Source organism: Peribacillus sp. NPDC055009 (genome assembly GCF_053608705.1).
In genome coordinates, this window is the sequence record NZ_JBSGVZ010000004.1 from 105,104 (window position 1) to 126,067 (window position 20,964).

The window sequence follows — 20,964 nt, forward strand, 5'->3', positions numbered from 1 at the left end:
CGAATGGCAGATGATGTGAAAGTAATTAAGCTAGAAATAGAATCACCTAATGAAGCGATCGCTTTATTGGGCAATGGAGATTCAAATGTAAAAGTGCTCGAAGAGGAGCTAGGCATTTCCGTCATAACCCGAGGTGAAGCGGTGAGTGTTGCCGGGGATATCGAGCGGGTAACGATGGGGGAGGAAATCCTCAAGGTATTATTGACAGTGGTCAGAAAAGGAATTGCAATCAGTTCCAGAGATGTGCTTTATGCAATTGAATTGGCAAGAAAAGGCACATTGGAGTATTTCGGCGAATTATATGATGAGGAAATCGCAAAAACGGCTAAGGGGAAATCCATTAAAGTCAAAACAATCGGGCAGAGATATTATATCCAGGCAATAAAGAAACAAGACCTTGTATTTGGAATTGGGCCTGCCGGAACCGGGAAGACCTATCTAGCTGTAGTGATGGCCATCAATGCATTGAAAAATGGACATGTTAAACGGATCATCCTGACACGGCCTGCCGTCGAAGCCGGGGAAAGTCTTGGTTTTCTGCCTGGTGATCTGAAGGAAAAGGTAGATCCTTATCTACGTCCGCTGTATGACGCTCTCCATGACCTTCTAGGGATGGAACAGACGCAGAGGATGATAGAGCGCGGAACGATCGAAATAGCTCCTCTGGCTTATATGAGGGGCCGTACGCTTGAAGATGCCTTTGTCATATTGGATGAAGCCCAGAATACGACGGAAGCCCAAATGAAGATGTTCTTGACCAGGCTTGGTTTCGGATCGAAAATGGTCATTACGGGAGATCGGACCCAAATTGACCTTCCAAAAGGCATGAAGTCAGGTCTTGTCAGGGTAGAAGAGATCTTGAAGAATGTTAAAGGCCTTTCCTTTGTTTATTTTGAACAAAGTGATGTTGTAAGACATCCGCTTGTCGCCAAAATCATTACTGCTTACGAGCAGGCGAAGTCATAAGAAGAAATCCGCCATTTCAATCGGCGGATTTTTCTTGATGTGTCTAAATTACAAACTTTATGGTAAAAAAGTGGATATGGAATGAAGGAAGCTTTACATTTATCAATACGAAGGTGAAAATTCACATAAAAACTGTTATGATTTTACATATCTAGAATAATAAACATCATTTTTATTAGGAGGACCTTCCTTGAATCGTATCCAGAAATTTTTCACTCAAATAAAAGGGCTGTTGGTCCATCGCTTTTTTCAAGTGCTATTGTTCATCATTCTTGGTTTGTTTGCTTATGTGTTAATGTTCTCCAATGTTAAGCCGGAAAGGGTCCAGGTAGAGCTGTTTAAGCCTGCTGAACAAACGATCCGTTCAACCAAGACTGTGGAAGATACCTATAAGACGGAACAGGAAAAAGAAGAGATTTCAAAACAGGTGGCGGATGTTTATTCTCTAAAAAAAGAATATGCAAAAAATAAAGTCGATCTGATTTCATCCATTTTCGATTCAGCGATAGAGGTGAATAAAGAAACGCAACCCGATGAAGATCATAAAGAAGATGAGGAAAAAGAGGATAAAAAAGAGACAATAAAGACGGATGCTCAAAAAGTTTCCATATTAAAAGAAAAATTGACCGATGAAGTGAATAAAAATATCGAGGAATCCGTTTTCCTTGCATTAGTGCAGGCTGATGAAGATGAGTTGAAAATAGCGAAGGATTCAACCATTACAGCCGTGAATAATGTGATGAGCTCCCGAATCGCAGCAAGTGACGTCGAAAATGCCAAGAAAAAGGTTGTAGAGGAATTGGGCTATATGAGCATCAGCGGCGATATGAAAAAAGCCTCCACTTCCCTTGCGCGTACGGCAATCATTCAGAATGTATTTTTCGATAAGGACAAAACCGAGGAACAGCGCAGGAAAGCGGTTGAAAGCGTAGAGCCGATCAGGATCCTTCAAGGTCAGATCATCGTTGAAGAAAATCAATTAGTGGACAGGGATGTTTATAGGCAGCTTGAATTGGCGGGCTTCTTAAATACGGAGTCTACCATTTACCCGTATATCGGCCTGCTGTTATTCATAGTCCTGACTTTTGCCGCTTTTTATTACTTTTTCTACTATTCCATTTCCAAAAAGGATAACAAGTACAATCAGTTATTGATCTTCAGTCTTGTCTTCATCCTTTCAATGGCTACCATGAAAACAGTCAGCATTCTCGCAGACCTGAAAAACTCGAACTTGGAATACATTTTCCCGGGTGCCATGGCGGCGATGCTCATCAAGATATTATTGAATGATAGGTTAGCGGTAGCGATGATCATATTGTTAGGTTCGTATGGTACGATTATATTCAATGGTGATACACCTGGAAATCTGGATTTCTCGATGGGGCTTTATATCATTTTCGGGGGATTGACGGCAATCATCATTTTATCCAGGCCAAATTTCAAATCAAAGGTGCTGGTAGCAGGGCTGCTATTGGCTCTAATCAATATGGCATTTGTTTTTTCGCTCATCTTCATTATGGACAGCCAATATACTAGAATGGAGTACTTGTATTATGCTGCTGCTGCGATGGGTTCTGGAGTGGGTGCAGCCGTTTTGACAATGGGTCTGTTGCCGTTTTTCGAGGCTGGTTTCGGGATTTTATCATCGATTAAGCTTATCGAGCTAGCGAATCCCAATCATCCATTACTTCGAAGGATCTTGATAGAGGCTCCCGGGACATATCATCATAGCGTGATGGTCGCCAATTTGGCGGAATCGGCTTGTGAAGCCATCGGGTCGAATGGATTGCTGGCAAGGGTCGGCAGTTATTATCATGATATCGGTAAAACGAAGCGGCCGCATTTCTTCATCGAAAATCAGATGAATGAAGAGAACCCGCATGATCGGCTGCAGCCGGAAACGAGCAGGGATATCATCATTGCCCATGCCGTAGACGGCGGGGAGATGCTTCGCAGTCACAAATTCCCGAAAGAGATTGTGGATATTGCAGAGCAGCATCATGGGACCACTTTATTGAAATTTTTCTACCATAAGGCAAAAAAACAGGATGAGTCCACACTCGAAGCGGACTACCGGTATCCCGGACCGAGGGCGGTAATGAAGGAAGTAGCCGTCATCGGCATAGCCGATAGTGTGGAAGCTGCAGTGAGATCGATGAAGCACCCAACGCCGGAGAAGATTGAAGAACTGGTAAGTTTCATCATTCAGGACAGGATTTCTGATGGTCAATTTGATGAATGTGACATTACTATGAGAGAATTGAGTATCGTGAAGCATTCCTTATGTGAATCGCTTAATGGTATCTTCCACTCCAGGATTGAATATCCGGAGTCGGATAAATTAGGACAGAAGGTGAAAGAATGATTTTAGCTATCGATTTAATGGATGAAACGAACGAAGTAACGGAGGAAGCTCAGCATCTTGTTGAAAGCATTCTGCAATTTGCGGCAAGAAAAGAAAACATTGAAAAAGACACCGAGCTGTCTGTTACATTTGTTGACAATGATAGGATTCGGGAAATCAATAAAGAATATCGTAATAAAGATTCAGCTACAGATGTCATTTCTTTTGCACTTGAAGAAATGGGAGAAGATGAAGTGGAAATTGTCGGGGCCGAAATGCCCCGCATGTTAGGGGATATCATCATTTCCATTGAACGCACGAAGGAACAGGCTGAAGAATATGGTCATTCATTTGACCGGGAACTTGGATTTTTAGCTCTGCATGGTTTTCTTCACTTATTAGGATTTGACCATATGAATGAAGAAGATGAAAAAGTGATGTTCACAAAACAAAAGGAGATCTTGGAAGAATATGGACTTTCAAGAGAAGGGTAAAAAAAGGTATCCTTTACTAAAAAGTTTCTCTTTTGCCTGTCAGGGAATTTTGGAGGCTGTTCGGACTGAACGCAATATCAAGATTCATTTCGTGTTAACGGTCATCGTCGTATTCTTTGGTTGGTACTTCTCATTGAATGGGATGGAGTGGCTTTTCATTTTAGCGGCCATAGCCGGCACGATTACCTTGGAGCTCGTTAATTCAGCGATTGAAAGGGTAGTGGACCTGGTAACGGATCAAATCCATCCGCTTGCCAAGCAGGCAAAAGATATTGCAGCCGGAGCTGTATTCATATATGCTATATTTTCTATAATAGTTGGATTGATTATATTTTTGCCCAAGTTTGGCCTGTAGGTTGCCGAAATGGTACTCAATTTGAAAGGAAGATGTGAATTGAATACAAAGGAATTGATTGAGGAAGCTAAAAAAGCAAGGGATAAAGCTTATGTGCCTTACTCCAAATTTAAGGTGGGGGCAGCCCTTTTAACCGCTGATGGAAAGGTCTATCATGGTTGTAATATAGAAAATGCAGCATACAGCATGTGTAATTGCGCCGAGAGGACAGCTTTATTCAGTGCTTATGCCCATGACGATAAAAAATTCGTTAAACTTGCAGTCGTGGCAGATACCGACGGTCCCGTTGCTCCATGCGGGGCATGCAGGCAGGTTATTTCAGAACTGTGCGAAAAGGATATGCCGGTTGTTTTGACCAACTTAAATGGGGATATAAAAGAATTAACAGTACAGGAATTGCTTCCAGGAGCTTTTTCACCGGAGGATTTGAATGGATAAATTATTTAATGATACACAAGTAAAAGATTACAAATCAGGTTTCATTTCGATTATTGGACGACCTAATGTTGGGAAGAGTACATTTCTGAATCGGGTCATCGGCCAAAAGATCGCCATTATGAGCGATAAACCGCAAACTACAAGAAATAAGGTCCAAGGTGTACTTACGCAAAACGATTCACAAATGATTTTCATCGATACACCCGGCATTCATAAACCAAAGCATAAGCTTGGTGATTTCATGATGAAAGTGGCCACGAATACATTGAAGGAAGTCGATTTGATTCTCTTCATGATCAATGCGACTGAAGGATACGGACGCGGTGACGAGTTTATCATTGAAAAACTTCAATCCGTAAAAACGCCTGTTTTCCTGGTTGTAAACAAAATCGATGCGATGCATCCGGATGATTTACTTCCGATCATTGAAAAATACCAACAGCTTTACCCTTTTGCGGCAGTCGTTCCGATTTCTGCGCTTGAAGGAAATAACGTTGATACACTGCTTGAGCAAATCAAGGAACATCTGCCTGAAGGTCCCCAGTTTTATCCTGCTGACCAAGTGACCGACCACCCGGAACGTTTTATCATTTCCGAATTGGTCCGCGAGAAGGTTCTGCACCTTACACGGGAAGAAATTCCGCATTCGGTGGCTGTTGTCATCGATTCGATTAAAAAAATGGATAACAGCGACACCATTAATGTCATGGCGACGATCGTTGTCGAACGTGATTCACAAAAAGGCATTGTCATCGGAAAGCAAGGGAAAATGCTTAAAGAAGTCGGTAGCCGTGCCAGAGTGGATATCGAAAACTTATTGGGCTCAAAGGTTTTCCTGGAACTGTGGGTGAAGGTGCAGAAAGATTGGCGTAATAAAGCAAGCCAACTTCGTGATTATGGCTTCAATGAGAGCGAGTATTAATTAACAAAATTTACGCGTCATGAAAGTTCGGAAAACGGTCAAGCTAATCATATGGTCGGATATTCATATTGCTAGTTAAAAATGAAAGGTGGGCTTTATATGTTGGATTTTACCTGGGAATTATTCTCTGAAACAGGTAATGTGGACACCTATTTGCTGTTTAAGGAGATAGAAGTCGAAAGACAGGAAAGACACTTGGTATTGAATGATGAGCTAGCAGAAATTGATTTTCCCGTTTCATAGGTTAGCCTTGGCGAGCATGGGTGGTGTCTTGGTATGCTCCAAAAATGTGAGGGCATTGTCATAAGGCGAACTGCATATGGAGAAAATAACAAAATCATTACTATATATACCCGTGAGCTAGGAAAAATCGGCGTTATGGCTAGAGGGGCCAGTAAACCTAACAGCAGGCTTTCTGCAGTCACACAGCTTTTTTGCTCCGGGTATTTTCTTGTAACTACATCAACCGGACTCGGAAGTCTTCAGCAAGGCGAAATGGTCGATTCACTCCGTTTCATAAGGGAGGATCTTTTTGCCACTGCTTATGCTTCTTATATTGTTGAATTGCTTGATAAAAGTGTCGAGGATAAGAAACCGAATCCATATTTGTATGAGTTGCTTTCGCAAACCTTGCATTACATAAACGAAGAATATGACGCAGAGGTATTGAAATTCATTTTTGAAATGAAGATGCTGCCCGTCAATGGGATTAACCCAGTGCTGAATCAATGTGCTGTATGTGGTGAAACGGAAGGGGAATTCTCCTTCTCGCTTCGGGAAGCGGGCTTTATCTGTCACCGCTGCCTGGGGAAAGACCCTTATCATTATAAAATTTCAGCTGCAGCTGTAAAATTGCTGCGAATCTTTTATTATTTCGATTTATCAAGGCTCGGAAACATTTCCGTCAAGCCTGAAACGAAAAAAGAACTGCGAAAGATCATCGATGCTTATTATGAGGAATATTCAGGTCTGAACTTGAAATCAAAAAAGTTCCTGAATCAGATTGATACGATGAAAGATATGTTTTAGGATCTGACCTATTGACATTCCTTGTTAGTTTGTATAAAATTCTAAACATCAAAATAAGAAGATTGCGTTGATGGAAAAGAGTATCTGTCATTCTCCATAAAAAGCGAACCCGGGACGGTGGAAGCCGGGATATGGATTTACAGGGAAGGGCGTTTCCGGAGCATGTTGCTTTGAAAAGAGGCCGTTTTATAAACGGCAATTAGGGTGGAACCGCGGGTATACTCTCGTCCCTATGCATTTCGCATAGGGACGGGAGTTTTTTGTTTGCCCAAATGTGATGGGTTCCGACCTGATTTTAAAAAGAGCCGTTTTAAATAACCTGGAGGTGTACGATGAATATTCAAAATATGATTTTAACGTTACAAAAGCATTGGTCTGAACAAGGCTGCATATTGATGAATGCTTATGATGTCGAGAAAGGGGCAGGAACGATGAGCCCATACACGTTCCTGAGAGCCATTGGACCGGAGCCTTGGAGCGTTGCTTACGTGGAGCCATCACGCCGTCCTGCTGACGGTCGTTATGGTGAGAACCCTAACCGACTGTATCAGCACCATCAGTTCCAAGTGATCATGAAGCCGTCGCCTGACAATATCCAAGAATTATATTTGGATTCTTTACGCGCTTTAGGGATAAATCCGCTTGAGCATGATATTCGCTTTGTGGAGGACAACTGGGAAAACCCATCACTAGGGTGTGCCGGTCTCGGTTGGGAAGTGTGGCTTGATGGAATGGAAATAACGCAATTTACATATTTCCAACAAGTGGGCGGTCTTGAGTGCAAGCCGGTTTCCGTGGAAATTACATACGGGATCGAACGTCTCGCTTCATACATTCAAGATAAGGAAAACGTATTTGACCTGGAATGGACAGATGGATTCACAGTTCGGGATATATTTGGACAGCCGGAATACGAACATTCGAAATATACGTTCGAAACCTCCGACCTTGATATGCTGTTTCAGCTTTTCACGATGTATGAAAAGGAAGCGCATCGCCAAATGGAAGAAGGTCTTGTACATCCCGCATATGATTATGTTTTGAAATGTTCACATACATTTAACCTTTTGGATGCCAAAGGTGCCATCTCGGTGACGGAAAGAACGGGTTATATTGCCCGGTGCCGTAACCTAGCGCGCAAGGTTGCCAAGACCTTCTATGAAGAGCGGGAAAAATTAGGCTTCCCGATTCTGAAAGTGAAAGGGGAGAATACAAATGAGCAAGCGTGATTTGTTATTGGAGATTGGATTGGAAGAGCTGCCTGCCCGTTTTGTGACAGCATCAATGAAACAGTTGTCAGATAAGGTGCAGCAATGGCTAAAGGAAAAAGCGATTGAATTCGGAACGGTTGAAGCCTTTTCCACACCAAGACGTTTGGCCGTACTGGTGAAAGACGTGGAAGAGTCCCAAAAGGATATCGAAGAAGAAGCAAAAGGCCCGGCTAAGAAAATCGCTTTGGACAGCGAAGGCAACTGGTCTAAAGCGGCATTGGGATTCGTCAGGGGTCAAGGAATGACTTCAGAGGACATTTATTTTAAAGAACTCAAGGGTGTGGAATATGTCCATGTGAATAAATTCATAAAAGGACAGCAGACCGTTCAGCTTTTATCTGAGCTTGCTGAAATCATCAGCGGCATGACGTTTCCGAAAAATATGCGTTGGGCCAATCAGGAGCTCCGCTTCGTCCGTCCGATTAAATGGCTGATTGCCTTATTCGGCAATGACATTGTGCCATTCAGCATTGCTGATGTGGAAACGGGCCGTGAAACAAAAGGACACCGTTTCTTGGGCGATAGCGCTAGCATCGAACTGCCGGAACTGTACGAAGATACGCTAAAAGAACAATTTGTTATGGCGAATCCAGATAAACGCCGGCAAGTTATATTGGATCAGATTAAAGAGCTTGAGCAGGAGAAAGGCTGGATCATCCCAGTCGATGAAGATCTGCTTGAAGAAGTCAATAATTTGGTAGAGTATCCAACGGTGTTATTTGGAAATTTTGAAGAAGAATTCCTTGAGCTCCCAGCTGAGGTGCTTATCACATCGATGAAGGAACATCAACGTTATTTCCCTGTTAAAGATCAGGACGGGAAACTGCTTGCTCACTTTGTAACCGTGCGTAACGGCGATGACCGCCATTTGGATAAGGTTTCTAAAGGTAATGAAAAAGTATTGCGTGCCCGCCTATCTGATGCAGCATTCTTCTATAAAGAGGATCAGAAAAAAGAGATTTCGGATGCTTTGAAAAAGCTTGACAGCATCGTTTATCATGAAGAAATCGGTACATTAGCCGAGAAAACTGCCCGGGTAACTGCTCTGACGGGTGACCTTGCGGATGCTTTGAATTTAAAGGCGGAAAAAGAAATGGCGCTTCGGACAGCGGCAATTGCCAAGTTCGATTTGGTGAGTCAAATGGTTTATGAATTCCCTGAATTGCAAGGGTATATGGGTGAAAAATATGCGCTCTTAAAAGGTGAAGCCAAAGAAGTGGCCGCGGCTATCAATGAACATTATATGCCAAGACATGCGGATGACAATGTACCGCCTTCAGTCATTGGTGCGGTTGTGAGTTTAGCTGAAAAAATTGATACTTTGTCTTCATTCTTCGCTATTGGCGTCATTCCGACCGGTTCCCAGGATCCTTACGCATTAAGAAGGCAGGCGAGCGGTGTCGTCCAAATCCTAGCGGAGAAGAAATGGAATATTTCACTAGAGGAGCTTATTGTTTTAGGCCTTAAAGGACTGGAATCAAAAGGCATCTTAAATCGTGATCTTGAAGAAGTTAAAGCGGATATGTTCACATTCTTTAAAGCGCGTGTCAAACACCTGCTTCAAGAACAGCAAATCCGTTACGATTTGATTGATGCAGTTCTGTTCAATGAGATCGGTTATATCCACTCTATCGTGGAACGTGCACATGTCTTGGATGCTAAAAAGGACGAAGCAGGGTTTAAGGAAAGCCTGGAAGCATTAAGTCGGGTCATGAACATTGCCGTTAAATGTGACAATAAGGTGACAGTTGATCCTTCTGCCTTTGAAAATGATCAAGAAAATGCGTTATATGTAAAATATAAAAAAGTGGCAATCCGTTATATGGAATCTAGAGATGAGAATGAGCGGTTTGAACAGCTTGTTTCGCTTCAATCGGAAATAGAGTCGTATTTCGAGAATACAATGGTCATGGCAGATGATGAAGCAATCCGTAATAACCGTTTATCCTTAATGAAGGAAATCAGTGATTTGGTTGCTGGTTTTGCTGCCATGAATAAAATCATCCTTACATGATCGAAGGGATGTATGGAAATCGGAAACACTTTAAATAGGGTTTCCGATTTCTTAAAAAGATAATGGTCAATAAATAGGACAAAAATGCCCTTATTAAATAATTTAGTATATAATTATTAAATGAATAACTTTTGTTACTTTACTCTGCGAAAGCAGTGGGGTGGTGATTATAATCCAATTGAATAAGCGTCAGGAGCAAATTTTACAAATTGTAAAAGAAAACGGACCGATTACTGGAGAACATATTGCGGATAGATTGAACCTTACCAGGGCGACACTTCGTCCAGATCTAGCCATTTTAACGATGGCAGGTTTTCTTGATGCCAGGCCGCGAGTGGGGTATTTTTATACAGGCAGGTCAGGTACACAGCTTTTGACCGATAGCCTTAACCATCTTTATGTACGAGACTACCAATCGATACCCGTCGTTGTTGACGAGGGCATTTCCGTATATGATGCAATCGTCATGATGTTTTTGGAAGATGTCGGAACAATGTTCGTGGTCGATAAGCATGCATTGCTTGTTGGTGTCTTATCAAGGAAAGACTTGTTGCGTGCGAGTATTGGGAAACAAGAGCTTAACTCCATTCCAGTCAATATCATCATGACTAGGATGCCCAATATTACAATGTGTTCAAAAGAAGACCTTTTGATTGATGTGGCCAAGAAATTGATTGATAAACAAATCGACTCATTACCGGTCGTCAAGGACACAGAAAAAGGCTATGAAGTAATTGGAAGAATTACAAAAACCAATATTACGAAAGCATTCGTAGCTTTGGCTGATGAAGGCTATTAGGGGGCTTGCAAAAGGAATGACGGAGAATATGAACGGTTCTATTATATATGTTGTATCGGATTCGGTAGGGGAAACAGCGGAATTGGTTACAAAAGCCGCTGCAAGCCAGTTCTCGGGATCTGCATTTTCCATAAAGAGAATTCCGTATATTGAAGATGAACAAAACGTGGATGAAGTGATATCACTGGCTAAGTTGGATGGGGCAATCATTGCTTATACTCTTGTGAAGCCAGCTATTAGAGCGTATATGAAAGCACAGGTCGAGAAAGAAAACCTGTCTGCTTATGACATTTTAGGGCCGCTCATGGACATCCTTGAGGAAAGGGCGCCAAAAGGGCCGCTTAATGAACCTGGTCTTGTAAGAAAGCTGGATGATGACTATTTCAAGCGTGTGGAAGCCATTGAATTTGCAGTAAAATATGATGATGGACGTGACCCTCGGGGCATATTACGTGCTGATATCGTCCTTGTCGGTGTTTCACGCACTTCAAAAACGCCGTTATCACAGTATTTAGCCCACAAACGCTATAAGGTGGCTAACGTACCTTTAGTGCCTGAAGTGGAACCTCCAGAAGAGCTGTTCCTGGTACCTCCTGAAAAATGCATTGGTTTAAAGATCAGTCCGGAAAAGCTGAACCATATTCGTAAAGAACGATTAAAGTCGCTTGGGCTTAATGATCATGCGATTTATGCAAATGTGGAGCGTATAAAAGAAGAATTGACATACTTTGATACAATCATATCAAGGTTGAACTGTCCTATTATTGATGTAACCAATAAAGCTGTTGAAGAAACAGCCAATTTGATAATCAATATCCTTCAAAACAAAAACCGTTAATCCTTATAATTAAGGCAAATCAAAAGGTGAGCTAGGCACTTTATGTGTCAGCTCACCTTTTAATGCCAAGGTTCAATAGGGAATAAAAAGAATAAGTTCAAAATAATTACATAAAATTTCTCTTTGTTTCCAACTGTAAATCCTTTGATTTGCATGAAAACAAATTCGGAATTTAAATGTTGGCATCTTCTAATCAAATAGACTATAATAAAAAATTGTGAGAAAAAAGTAATCTTAAGGTTTAGACTTAATTAATAAGGAATAAACTAAAGGTTAATGAGATGTCAAGGTTTTTATCATAAAAATAATTCGACATGTTCCGTATAATTCAGGAGGGGCTGGTCTTTTTCAAGGCAAAAGATCCGCTTTCACTTAAATGAACAGGTATTCCTTGAAGAATTATGTGTGCTCTTTTAGAGGAAACCCTCTGGATCAATGCTGAAAATTCACCATATCTTCATAAAGTTTAGGGGAGAAAAAGGATTATGCAGAAAGATGTAGAATTAGAAGGTATGAATAATAAACCCACGATACACGTCGATGCCGATGCATGCCCGGTGAAAGACGAAATCCTTCATTGTGCAAGTTTGCACGATGTTGAAGTCTGTTTTGTTGCATCATATAAAAATATGATGAATAACCCTGAAGGTAAATGGGTATATGTCGATGCAGACAAAGAAGCGGCAGATCTTTATATAGTAAACTCAGTAAAAAAGGGTGATATTGTCGTTACTGCAGATATTGGTTTAGCTGGGACCCTGCTTCCTAAAAACGTTTATGTCCTTTCGCCAAGGGGAAAAGAATACACTGACGAGAATATTTTCATGCTCTTGGATATGCGCTATCAGTCGGCGAAACTCCGCAGGCAGGGTAAGCATACAAAAGGGCCGAAAGCATTCACGAAGGAAGATCGTGCATGTTTCACAAATAAACTTTTGAAAACATTGTCGAACTTTGCAGGGAATTAGAAAACAGTATCGAATTAAAAACTATCACCAATATTGCAAGGTGGAAAAATGATAAATGGCCGTATAGAAGATGAGAAAATTAATCAAATTCGCGAAGCTGTTGACATTGTTGATTTAATTGGGGAGTATGTCCAGTTAAAGAAGCAGGGGCGCAATTACTTTGGCCTATGTCCTTTTCATGGTGAAAACTCGCCCTCGTTTTCCGTTTCAACGGAAAAACAAATCTTTCACTGTTTTGGTTGCGGGGCAGGGGGAAATATCTTTACCTTCTTAATGGATATAGAAGGCTACAGCTTTGTGGAATCTGCAAAAGTTTTAGCCGAAAAAGGAAATGTTCCTTTGGATGTTGAAATCAATAAGGATTCCAAGCGTTCTAACATGCCGGCAGGCTCGCAGCAAATGGTCGAGGCACATGACCTGCTGAGGAAGTTTTATCATCATCTCCTCGTTAATACGAAAGAGGGGCAGGATGCTCTCGAATATTTACTTAAACGCGGGTTTACTGAAGAGACTATAGAAAAGTTCCAAATTGGCTACTCTTTGGATTCATGGGATTTCGTGTCCAAGTTTCTTTTAAAACGCGGTTTTCCAGCGGAATACATGGAGCAGGCAGGGCTTATTATTTACAGGGAAAAAGACGAGTCATATTTTGACCGTTTCAGAAATAGAGTCATGTTTCCAATTATGGATCATCAAGGAAATACGATTGCATTTTCAGGAAGAGCGATGGGGGACGATGAGCCCAAATATTTGAATAGTCCTGAAACGCCAATCTTTAATAAAAGTAAAACTTTATATAATTTCCATCATGCAAGACCACACATACGAAAGAAAGAACAAGCAGTCATTTTTGAAGGCTTTGCCGATTGCATTTCAGCTGTTGGCGCAGGTGTGGAGAATGCGGTCGCTACAATGGGTACTGCCCTGACGGACCAGCATATCCAGCTTTTAAAAAGAAATACTGACCAGATACTTATATGCTACGATTCGGACTCAGCGGGATTAAACGCTGCCAATCGTGCAGTTAATATGCTACAGGACCATGAGTTTTCCGTGAAAGTCGCTCTCATGCCTGATAACTTGGACCCCGATGACTACATAAAGGAATTCGGTGAAAAAAGCTTTGTTTCTGAAGTAATAGGGGCCAGTTTAACCTACATGGCATTCAAAATGCATTATTTGCGTCGAGGGAAAAATGTAAATAATGAAGGAGATCGAATTCAATATATCGAAGAAGTCCTTAAAGAAATTTCACGATTGCCCAATGCAGTGGAGAGGGATCATTATCTTCGGCAGCTATCCTCTGAATTTTCCCTATCATTGGATGCGCTGGAACAGCAGCAGCGTCAGGTGTTCTTTACGGAACGCAAGAAGGGGACACTGCCGCAGCCAGCAGCCCAAAAGCAAATGTCCCTGCAATATGAGCATAAGTTAAAGCCTGCTCACCATAATGCTGAAATGAAGTTGATCGCCCATATGCTAAAGAGCAGGGATATGACCTTCAAAATTCAGCAATTGCTTGGACAAACGGTTTTTCATGTAGATGAACATCAGGCAATCATCACCTATTTATATGCGTTCTATGAAGATGGACACGAACCGGATACAAGCTTTTTCCTTACTTATTTACCGGATCCAAACTTGAGAAGGATCGTTTCGGAAATAGAAATGATGTCAGTGAATGAGGAAGTTACCGATAAAGAACTGACCGATTGCATAAATCAAGTGTTGAAATATGAAAAATTGTTAAAGATAAAAGAAAAACAAGTTGAAGAAAAAGATGCAGTTAGGCGAAGTGATTATGTCACTGCTGCAAAAATTGCCATGGAAATCATTAAATTGCGTAAAATGTTGTAGTCGTTTAGGTGTAAGTCCTGGAAGGAGGGGAACTAATGGCTGAAAAACCAGCACGTTCCAAACAAGTTGATAATGAATTTAGCCTTGAACAGGTGAAAGAAAAATTACTAGAGCTAGGTAAAAAACGAGGCTCTTTGACTTTAGAAAAAATCGCTGAAATGATTGGCGGTTTTGAATTGGATTCCGATCAAATGGATGAGTTCTATGAGGTGTTAGCAGAAAACGGCGTCGAAATACTCACTGATGGTGAGGAGGACGAGGATGAAGATGATCCGGATGAGAAGAAGCTTGCAAAAGAAGAAGAGTTTGACTTAAATGATTTAAGTGTTCCTCCTGGCGTTAAAATCAATGACCCAGTACGCATGTACTTAAAGGAAATTGGTCGGGTAGACCTTTTATCGGCAGAAGAGGAAATCTCTCTGGCGACGAGAATCGAAGATGGGGATGAAGAAGCGAAACGCCGTTTGGCAGAAGCTAACCTTCGTCTTGTTGTCAGTATCGCCAAGCGCTATGTCGGACGCGGAATGCTTTTCCTTGATTTGATTCAGGAAGGTAATATGGGACTTATCAAAGCAGTCGAGAAATTTGATTACCGCAAGGGATTCAAATTCAGTACGTATGCAACATGGTGGATTCGCCAAGCGATAACCCGTGCGATTGCCGACCAAGCAAGGACGATCCGGATACCGGTGCATATGGTGGAAACCATCAATAAATTGATCCGTGTCCAAAGACAGCTTCTTCAGGATTTAGGACGTGAACCTTCTCCGGAAGAAATTGCGGAGGATATGGACTTAACACCTGAAAAAGTTCGTGAAATCTTGAAAATAGCTCAGGAACCGGTTTCATTGGAAACGCCAATAGGAGAAGAAGACGATTCACATTTAGGTGATTTCATTGAAGATCAGGATGCAACTTCTCCATCGGAGCATGCAGCATATGAACTATTGAAAGAACAGCTTGAAGATGTATTGGATACTCTTACTGACCGTGAAGAGAACGTCTTGAGACTCCGCTTTGGACTTGATGATGGCCGCACCCGCACTCTTGAAGAGGTAGGGAAAGTATTTGGGGTCACCCGCGAGCGTATCCGTCAAATCGAAGCGAAGGCGCTTCGTAAACTGAGACATCCAAGCCGCAGCAAACGCTTGAAAGATTTCCTGGAATAGAATATATGCCCTTCACAGAGCCCTCTTTGAATGCCCAGCGTTCGGGAGCGGCTCTTTTTTTTAGTTCCGATGTAAAAATATCCTATAAAAACAATAATTACCAATACACTGTAAAAAAATTTGAAAGCTAAGTCATAAAAAGAAATGATCATCATGAGGATGTGAGATTCATGGATGAGATGAGAAAGAAAATCATCATTCAAGAAATAAACTCCTGGAAGGAAAGTCGTATGCTTCCGGAGCAATATTGTAATTATCTGCTTGCATTATACTGTCAAGGCGAACTGCCGCCACCCAATTCGGCTAAATCCGGGAGCGTAAAAAACGACATCTTTTCCGGGTTGTTGATTGGGGCCCTTTTTGCATTTATTGTATTTTTGAATTATTTTACTGAAATACCCATAAGAATGCAAATGCTTATGACAACAATTTCAATTCTTGTCTTTGGGCTGGGAGCCCGCCACTTTGCCGGCAGGAAAATCATTTTTCAAATGGCCTTGATGGGAATGGCGCTATCTTTGCTTTTATTAACAGTCAGTTTTGCCGAATTCATGGCACCTGGTCAAGTGAGTATCCTTTATATTTTCCTGTTCATTAATTGCGGACTTTGGATTTTAATGGGCAAAAAACTGAAGCTGCTCCATTTTTCCATAGGGGGAGGCCTGGGAGCAATGGTCACTCTTTACTTTTTTTTTAGGACATTCTAGCGGTTTTAATTAGTGATTTTAGGGTATTATGAAATATATGTAAGAAAAAGTAAAACTGTTTGGAAATATACATAAGTTTTTGACAATTTTAAGAAATTATATAATATCTTCTATTTTTGGGCTTTTACTTGAAACTCTTTTCAAGTAAAATAATATATAGCTGTTTGTATATAATATTAAATATGGTAAGTTTAGGTTCTACATAGGGGAGGAAATACTATGAATCGCAATCCAGTAATGCCTTTTATTATTATCATGGTTTTTGGTATTGGACTTATGTTTTTACTTTCGTTTAAAGGTTTGGGTGATGCCAAAGATCTTGCTAAGGAAAAAGAGGGCGGCGAAAAGACAGAAGAAACAGAAAGTGCCTCAGCATCACCTGAGGACATCTATAAGCAAAACTGTATCTCATGTCATGGTGACGCCTATCAAGGCGGCGTCGGGCCTGCCCTAAAAGGTGTTGGCGATCGTCTATCGGTGGACGAGGTCAAAGAAGTGATCACGAATGGACGAGGTGCAATGCCACCAGGTTTAGTCGAAGAACAGAACATTGACGCCATGGCCGAATATATTCATGGACTGAAATAATTCATGAAACTGACTCAAGAAATCGTTGGAAAGCGAACTTTTTGAGTCAGTTTTTCATTTATTCAGAAAAGGAAGATTCCAGATGGAAAGTTTCTTCTGCCCACTGATAGAAAGAGTCCTTTCTCCTTTCTGTAATTTTTCGATTGAACTTGGTATAATCGAATGGGAAACTAATTATAGTAAGAAATTATTTGAATTAAGAGAGTTGATAAATATGAATCATGAAAAACTATCGATGAGATTAGAACGTGTTGCCATACATATACCAAAAGGAAGCATCCTTGCAGATATAGGTTCCGATCATGCTTATTTGCCGTGCTATGCTGTGACTAACGGCTTGTGTGACAGTGCAATAGCCGGCGAAGTTGTAGAAGGGCCATATCAGTCAGCACGCAAGCAAGTTGCAATGACGGGGCTTGGGGACAAGATAGAGGTCCGTAAAGGAGACGGGCTTGAAGTATTGAAGCCTGATGAAGCGACTTGCATTACGATTGCAGGCATGGGAGGGACTTTAATATCAAGTATATTGGAAAGTGGAAAAGGGAAACTTGGCAGGGCAGAAAGGCTTATCCTTCAGCCAAATGTCGGTGCAGCGAATGTTCGCAGCTGGCTAATGGAAAACGGCTGGGAACTTATTGGAGAGGAAATCCTTGAAGAAGATGGGAAAATCTATGAAATCTTAATTGCCGAAAAAGGGGACCCGCTCCGCCCTTATCTGATAAACAAGCAAGCAGGCCTCACGTTCGGTCCATACTTAAGAGAGCAATTCAGTGACATTTTCATAAAAAAATGGCAGCTAGAGAAAAAACATTTGGAGAGAATTATCGAACAATTGGATGAAAGCGGAAGAAGCGGACTGGAAACGAAGCGCAATGAATTAAAATCCCAAATTTCCGTAATTGAGGAGGTGCTTAAAGGGTGAAGACAGTGAATGGTCACAAAATCATTGAAACGTTTGAACAATTCTCCCCAAAGCATTATGCGATGGAGGGAGATCCGATCGGGCTGCATGTCGGTCAGCTCAATAAGCCGGTTACTAAAGTGCTGATTGCCCTTGATGTGCTGGAAGAGGTTGTAGACGAAGCGATAGAACATGGCGCGGAATTGATCATCGCCCATCATCCGCTTATTTACCGACCATTGAAAAGGATCGATACAAACACTGCTGGAGGCCGCATCATCGAAAAGCTGATCAAACATGATATCGCTGTTTATGCTGCGCATACCAATTTGGATGTCGCTAGGGGCGGAGTAAATGATTTACTTGCCGAAGCGCTGCAATTGCAGGACACAGAAGTATTGATTCCAACTACCGAGACAACTCTAAAGAAATTGGTCGTATATGTTCCAAAGACCGATGCACAAAAGGTGAGGGAAGCCCTAGGTAAGGCAGGGGCCGGAGCGATCGGGAATTACAGCAATTGTTCGTTTTCCGGGGAAGGTACCGGACGCTTCTTGCCAGGTGATGGCAGTGAGCCGGTAATTGGCTCCCAAGGAAAGCTTGAAGAAGTAGCTGAAATGCGAGTCGAAACGATATTCCCGGAAAATATCGAAAAGAAAGTGCTATCTGCGATGATCAAAGCCCATCCATATGAGGAAGTTGCTCATGATATATATAAACTGGAGAATAAAGGGGAGTCTCTTGGCTTAGGGAAGATCGGTGTACTTCCTGAAGAAATGACACTTGAACAATTTTCCGAACATGTGAAGCGGACACTTGATGTTGAAAAGGTGCGTGTCGTTGGAGATTTGCAAAGCCTAATCAAAAAAGTGGCAGTGTTGGGCGGAGACGGCAATAAATACTTTACAACAGCGAAGTTCAAGGGAGCTGATGTATACGTTACGGGTGACATGTATTACCATACAGCGCATGACGCGATGATGCTTGGATTGAATATCGTGGATCCAGGCCACAATGTTGAAAAGGTGATGAAAAAAGGGGTGGCACGAATCCTTGAAAAAATGTGCCGCGAAAAGAGCTACGATGTGGAATTCATTCCATCCCGGCTGAATACAGACCCTTTCCAATTCATTTAAATAACACGAAAAAGGCAGCCATTAGTGGCTGCCTTTTTTTTGTGAAATCATTTCTTCACTTTAATTTTAGGTAAAATTTTATGCAATGGCGTTTTCTTTTCGGTATTCCAAGTCGATTCATCACTTGCTTCATATTGCTCTAGAAATGCGATAACTTCCTTCGTGATCGGAGTTGGTGTGGAAGCCCCTGAAGTGACGGCAACCGTTTCTGCATCTTTTAGCCATTCAAGATTCAGCTCGGAAATGTCAGCGATCCGATAAGCGCTCGTGCCGGCAATCTCTTGGGAAACTTGTGCAAGGCGGTTTGAATTATTACTCTTGGGGTCTCCGACTACGATTAAAACATCAGCTTCACCAGCTTGCTCGGCAACCGCTTCTTGGCGAACCTGTGTCGCTAAACAAATTTCCTTATGGACTTCTGCATGTGGAAACTTTTCCTTGACCTTATCCATGATATCCAATACATCCCATTGGCTCATCGTTGTTTGATTGGTAACAATGATCTTATCACTATTCAAAGTCAAGGCTTCCACATCTTCATCCTTTTGAACCAGGTGAACTACATCAGGAGCAACTCCGACAGCACCCTCTGGTTCCGGATGGCCTTTTTTGCCAATATAAATGATTTGATAGCCTTCCGCTTGTTTTTCCCGAATTAAGTCATGTGTTGCGGTAACATCGGGACATGTAGCATCAAGCGTAACAAGACCTTTTTTCTCGGCGATCTTCCTGATCTCAGGTGAAACGCCGTGAGCAGTAAAGATGACGGTTCCGCTGTCCACCTGTTCGATGATATCGTTGCGGTTGCTGCCGTCCAGCGTGATGATGCCTTCTTCTTCAAACGCATCCGTCACATGTTTGTTATGCACAATCATTCCTAAAATGTAAATGGGACGTGGCAAGGTTTTATCTAAAGCCGCATTACGGGCGATGACCATGGCATCGACAACGCCATAACAATAGCCGCGCGGGGAAATTTTAATCACTTTCATCTATGTGTCCTCCTTCAAGGCAAGAAACTCTCACTTTTTATACCTTTCTATTATATAAGACCATAGATGATATTACAAAACATCATATTTACATAAAATCAGTTATTGGTAAATTTTTTGCAGCCTTTAGATATAAAGCTTTGGACCGGATGACCTCTCCCTTTTGGTTTCGGTATGGACTTGGGCGATAGGGTTAGCTTCTTTAGCTTTTTCTTTTTTCTTCGAATCCGTTTGTACCACACTGTTTTTTTGTACCTCAACATTTGGCTCGCTTTCAACGGAAACTCCCTGATCCTCGTTATCACCGGCTGATGAAATGCTCCGGAAAACTTTCCACATGGAAGGCAGGTTTTTAATCACTGGTCCGTATTGTTCCACCATAGGTGTGAATTGTTCCGCCGCTTGCAATACTTTTTGCGTGTTGGAAAGCATGTTATTAAGGGACTCTGGGTTTTTTAATGTTTCAAGTATACCGCCTCCGCTGCTTCTTGAAGAACTTTGATTAGAGGTACCGGCTGGCGCAAATAAATTTGGCGCAGCTGCTTTTTGTTTTGACTTACCGAGTATTTTTGACAATAACCCTTCTTTCTTCGCTGGCGGCATCTCCTGCCGCTGCGGTTGGTTGAAGGGACCTCGGAAACCTTGAGGTCCCTGTGGCATCTGCCCTCTGTTTTGTACCATCGGCCGCTGCATCTGCTGATAAGGGTGGGGGATTTGCGGTGACTGTCTCAATGGAGCAGGGTGCTGCTGCATCCTTCGGCCATTGGGTGGCTGAAAACCGGGTCCGGGTTGACGATTTCTATTTGGGAACATAGGTTTCACCTCCTCAGATTTTATATGCTGGTGTAATCTTCTATATAAATTATGCAACTCGACAAAAAAGGTTTGAGGAAAGAGTGACTGGGCAGTTGTGAAGTAACCGGAAAGAAGGTAAGATGGTAACGGTAGTCTTTTAGCTCCATGTCTGCGGGGGATACGCTATGACCAGGACAGGGGCTTTTCGTTTGCAAGAGTCCATTTTAAGAGAAAACCTCAGCGCTTGCGCTTTTGTTAAGTAAATGGGTCCATTGAAAAAAGTAGATGGCCTGCCCCAATATGGGTCAATCCCTATTTTCTTCACGAGCAACCCAGGCGCTTGCGCTTTTTGTGTAATCCAGCTTCAGCGCCTAGCTCGTT

Annotated in this window: 21 protein-coding genes and 1 other annotated feature; of the genes, 19 read left to right on the forward strand and 2 right to left on the reverse strand. The window is 42.0% G+C overall.

Annotated features, from left to right (window positions below):
* Nucleotides 1-3: 3 nt before the first annotated feature.
* The 19 genes from ACWF5P_RS08750 (at nucleotide 4) to ACWF5P_RS08840 (ending at nucleotide 18,796) form a co-directional block, all read left to right on the forward strand.
* The gene (locus ACWF5P_RS08750; RefSeq protein ID WP_434167409.1) at nucleotides 4-966 is read left to right on the forward strand and encodes a PhoH family protein; all 963 of its coding nucleotides are present in this window, start codon (nucleotides 4-6) and stop codon (nucleotides 964-966) included.
* Nucleotides 967-1,156: 190 nt separating this feature from the next.
* Nucleotides 1,157-3,331, forward strand: coding sequence for an HD family phosphohydrolase (locus ACWF5P_RS08755; protein ID WP_101222601.1), 2,175 nt, complete (start codon nucleotides 1,157-1,159; stop codon nucleotides 3,329-3,331).
* Nucleotides 3,328-3,804, forward strand: coding sequence for an rRNA maturation RNase YbeY (gene ybeY / locus ACWF5P_RS08760; protein ID WP_101222600.1), 477 nt, complete (start codon nucleotides 3,328-3,330; stop codon nucleotides 3,802-3,804). The genes ACWF5P_RS08755 and ybeY overlap by 4 nt, the downstream gene beginning before the upstream one ends.
* Entirely contained in the window at nucleotides 3,782-4,159 is a 378-nt protein-coding gene (locus ACWF5P_RS08765) for a diacylglycerol kinase family protein (protein ID WP_137019114.1), read from the forward strand. Before ybeY ends, ACWF5P_RS08765 begins: the two co-directional genes overlap by 23 nt.
* Nucleotides 4,160-4,198: 39 nt before the next feature.
* The gene (locus ACWF5P_RS08770; protein WP_101222598.1) at nucleotides 4,199-4,597 is read left to right on the forward strand and encodes a cytidine deaminase; all 399 of its coding nucleotides are present in this window, start codon (nucleotides 4,199-4,201) and stop codon (nucleotides 4,595-4,597) included.
* On the forward strand, nucleotides 4,590-5,519 hold the full coding sequence (gene era, locus ACWF5P_RS08775) for a GTPase Era (RefSeq protein ID WP_101222597.1): 930 nt from the start codon (nucleotides 4,590-4,592) through the stop codon (nucleotides 5,517-5,519). Before ACWF5P_RS08770 ends, era begins: the two co-directional genes overlap by 8 nt.
* A gap of 99 nt (nucleotides 5,520-5,618) precedes the next feature.
* Nucleotides 5,619-5,762, forward strand: a complete 144-nt coding sequence (locus ACWF5P_RS08780; RefSeq protein WP_101222596.1) for a YqzL family protein — start codon at nucleotides 5,619-5,621, stop codon at nucleotides 5,760-5,762.
* Between the two features lie 33 nt (nucleotides 5,763-5,795).
* A complete protein-coding gene (gene recO, locus ACWF5P_RS08785) occupies nucleotides 5,796-6,548 on the forward strand; it encodes a DNA repair protein RecO (protein WP_101222595.1) in 753 nt (250 codons plus the stop codon).
* Nucleotides 6,549-6,606: 58 nt separating this feature from the next.
* Nucleotides 6,607-6,783, forward strand: a binding site (T-box leader).
* A gap of 97 nt (nucleotides 6,784-6,880) precedes the next feature.
* The gene (gene glyQ, locus ACWF5P_RS08790; protein ID WP_034308488.1) at nucleotides 6,881-7,777 is read left to right on the forward strand and encodes a glycine--tRNA ligase subunit alpha; all 897 of its coding nucleotides are present in this window, start codon (nucleotides 6,881-6,883) and stop codon (nucleotides 7,775-7,777) included.
* Entirely contained in the window at nucleotides 7,764-9,833 is a 2,070-nt protein-coding gene (gene glyS / locus ACWF5P_RS08795) for a glycine--tRNA ligase subunit beta (RefSeq protein ID WP_260358103.1), read from the forward strand. The genes glyQ and glyS overlap by 14 nt, the downstream gene beginning before the upstream one ends.
* Nucleotides 9,834-9,993: 160 nt before the next feature.
* Complete coding sequence (locus ACWF5P_RS08800) at nucleotides 9,994-10,632, forward strand: helix-turn-helix transcriptional regulator (protein WP_034308483.1); 639 nt, start codon at nucleotides 9,994-9,996, stop codon at nucleotides 10,630-10,632.
* Nucleotides 10,633-10,660: 28 nt separating this feature from the next.
* Nucleotides 10,661-11,470 (forward strand): pyruvate, water dikinase regulatory protein, encoded by an 810-nt coding sequence (locus ACWF5P_RS08805; protein ID WP_101223470.1) that lies wholly within the window; start codon nucleotides 10,661-10,663, stop codon nucleotides 11,468-11,470.
* Nucleotides 11,471-11,982: 512 nt separating this feature from the next.
* A complete protein-coding gene (locus ACWF5P_RS08810) occupies nucleotides 11,983-12,438 on the forward strand; it encodes a YaiI/YqxD family protein (RefSeq protein WP_101223469.1) in 456 nt (151 codons plus the stop codon).
* Nucleotides 12,439-12,489: 51 nt separating this feature from the next.
* Nucleotides 12,490-14,295, forward strand: coding sequence for a DNA primase (gene dnaG / locus ACWF5P_RS08815; protein WP_101223468.1), 1,806 nt, complete (start codon nucleotides 12,490-12,492; stop codon nucleotides 14,293-14,295).
* Nucleotides 14,296-14,330: 35 nt separating this feature from the next.
* Nucleotides 14,331-15,464, forward strand: coding sequence for an RNA polymerase sigma factor RpoD (rpoD, locus tag ACWF5P_RS08820; protein WP_034308477.1), 1,134 nt, complete (start codon nucleotides 14,331-14,333; stop codon nucleotides 15,462-15,464).
* 170 nt (nucleotides 15,465-15,634) lie between these two features.
* Nucleotides 15,635-16,171 carry a hypothetical protein gene (locus ACWF5P_RS08825; RefSeq protein WP_452444807.1) on the forward strand — a complete coding sequence of 179 codons (537 nt, stop codon included), beginning with the start codon at nucleotides 15,635-15,637 and terminating at the stop codon, nucleotides 16,169-16,171.
* Between the two features lie 219 nt (nucleotides 16,172-16,390).
* Entirely contained in the window at nucleotides 16,391-16,759 is a 369-nt protein-coding gene (gene cccA, locus ACWF5P_RS08830; protein ID WP_101222591.1) for a cytochrome c550, read from the forward strand.
* 214 nt (nucleotides 16,760-16,973) lie between these two features.
* A complete protein-coding gene (locus tag ACWF5P_RS08835; RefSeq protein WP_101223467.1) occupies nucleotides 16,974-17,681 on the forward strand; it encodes a tRNA (adenine(22)-N(1))-methyltransferase in 708 nt (235 codons plus the stop codon).
* A complete protein-coding gene (locus ACWF5P_RS08840) occupies nucleotides 17,678-18,796 on the forward strand; it encodes a Nif3-like dinuclear metal center hexameric protein (RefSeq protein ID WP_452444808.1) in 1,119 nt (372 codons plus the stop codon). The genes ACWF5P_RS08835 and ACWF5P_RS08840 overlap by 4 nt, the downstream gene beginning before the upstream one ends.
* 47 nt (nucleotides 18,797-18,843) lie before the next feature.
* On the opposite strand, the gene ACWF5P_RS08845 is transcribed toward ACWF5P_RS08840, so the two are convergent.
* Together ACWF5P_RS08845 and vrrA are read right to left on the reverse strand one after the other, a co-directional pair.
* The gene (locus ACWF5P_RS08845; RefSeq protein ID WP_101222589.1) at nucleotides 18,844-19,788 is read right to left on the reverse strand and encodes a 4-hydroxy-3-methylbut-2-enyl diphosphate reductase; all 945 of its coding nucleotides are present in this window, start codon (nucleotides 19,786-19,788) and stop codon (nucleotides 18,844-18,846) included.
* Between the two features lie 126 nt (nucleotides 19,789-19,914).
* A complete protein-coding gene (gene vrrA, locus ACWF5P_RS08850; protein ID WP_452444809.1) occupies nucleotides 19,915-20,601 on the reverse strand; it encodes a VrrA/YqfQ family protein in 687 nt (228 codons plus the stop codon).
* Nucleotides 20,602-20,964 lie beyond the last annotated feature (363 nt).

What these genes read in the sequence shown, in the direction of transcription:
- ACWF5P_RS08750 (WP_434167409.1), top strand. Translation starts at nt 4, where the DNA reads ATGGCAGATGATGTGAAAGTAATTAAGCTAGAAATAGAATCACCTAAT.
- ybeY (WP_101222600.1), top strand. Translation starts at nt 3,328, where the DNA reads ATGATTTTAGCTATCGATTTAATGGATGAAACGAACGAAGTAACGGAG.
- ACWF5P_RS08765 (WP_137019114.1), top strand. Translation starts at nt 3,782, where the DNA reads ATGGACTTTCAAGAGAAGGGTAAAAAAAGGTATCCTTTACTAAAAAGT.
- era (WP_101222597.1), top strand. Translation starts at nt 4,590, where the DNA reads ATGGATAAATTATTTAATGATACACAAGTAAAAGATTACAAATCAGGT.
- ACWF5P_RS08780 (WP_101222596.1), top strand. Translation starts at nt 5,619, where the DNA reads ATGTTGGATTTTACCTGGGAATTATTCTCTGAAACAGGTAATGTGGAC.
- recO (WP_101222595.1), top strand. Translation starts at nt 5,796, where the DNA reads ATGCTCCAAAAATGTGAGGGCATTGTCATAAGGCGAACTGCATATGGA.
- glyQ (WP_034308488.1), top strand. Translation starts at nt 6,881, where the DNA reads ATGAATATTCAAAATATGATTTTAACGTTACAAAAGCATTGGTCTGAA.
- glyS (WP_260358103.1), top strand. Translation starts at nt 7,764, where the DNA reads ATGAGCAAGCGTGATTTGTTATTGGAGATTGGATTGGAAGAGCTGCCT.
- ACWF5P_RS08805 (WP_101223470.1), top strand. Translation starts at nt 10,661, where the DNA reads ATGAACGGTTCTATTATATATGTTGTATCGGATTCGGTAGGGGAAACA.
- ACWF5P_RS08810 (WP_101223469.1), top strand. Translation starts at nt 11,983, where the DNA reads ATGAATAATAAACCCACGATACACGTCGATGCCGATGCATGCCCGGTG.
- rpoD (WP_034308477.1), top strand. Translation starts at nt 14,331, where the DNA reads ATGGCTGAAAAACCAGCACGTTCCAAACAAGTTGATAATGAATTTAGC.
- ACWF5P_RS08825 (WP_452444807.1), top strand. Translation starts at nt 15,635, where the DNA reads ATGGATGAGATGAGAAAGAAAATCATCATTCAAGAAATAAACTCCTGG.
- cccA (WP_101222591.1), top strand. Translation starts at nt 16,391, where the DNA reads ATGAATCGCAATCCAGTAATGCCTTTTATTATTATCATGGTTTTTGGT.
- ACWF5P_RS08835 (WP_101223467.1), top strand. Translation starts at nt 16,974, where the DNA reads ATGAATCATGAAAAACTATCGATGAGATTAGAACGTGTTGCCATACAT.
- ACWF5P_RS08845 (WP_101222589.1), bottom strand. Translation starts at nt 19,788, where the DNA reads ATGAAAGTGATTAAAATTTCCCCGCGCGGCTATTGTTATGGCGTTGTC.
- vrrA (WP_452444809.1), bottom strand. Translation starts at nt 20,601, where the DNA reads ATGTTCCCAAATAGAAATCGTCAACCCGGACCCGGTTTTCAGCCACCC.